The organism is Pseudomonas sp. AC463 (assembly GCF_979253585.1).
Genome location: NZ_CEEDDZ010000225.1, coordinates 1 through 369 on the forward strand (window position 1 = coordinate 1; position 369 = coordinate 369).

Consider the following 369-nt stretch of genomic DNA (forward strand, 5'->3'; position numbering starts at 1 on the left):
CGCCCAGGCGATGCCGATCCCCACCTCCGCCAGCAGCAGCATCGCCGGCGTGCGGATCACGAAGAACGACAGGAATGACGCCGCGCCGATCGCCAGCGCAGCGGCATGTGTCCGAACCTTGCCGAACCGCCGCGCGACCGGCTGCAACAGGAACGCCGCCACGATCGCCGCAACGAAATTGTACGCGGCGAACATGATCCCGACCCAGTTGCCGCCCTGATTATACGCCTCGCTGGCGGGATCGGCCGATCCGTAGACATATTGGGCAACGACGGGCGTCGTGTAGATCCACATGATGAAAAACGCCGACCAGGTGAAGAACTGCGTCAGCGCCAGCCGCTTCATGATCGGTGGCATGCCGGAGAAATC

1 protein-coding gene is annotated in these 369 nt (G+C 63.7%); it reads right to left on the minus strand.

What is annotated here, in order from left to right; translation table 11 throughout:
• Positions 1-369 (minus strand): hypothetical protein (locus tag AC0IYH_RS29890; protein WP_471837710.1); only part of this gene is annotated, 369 nt, incomplete at both ends.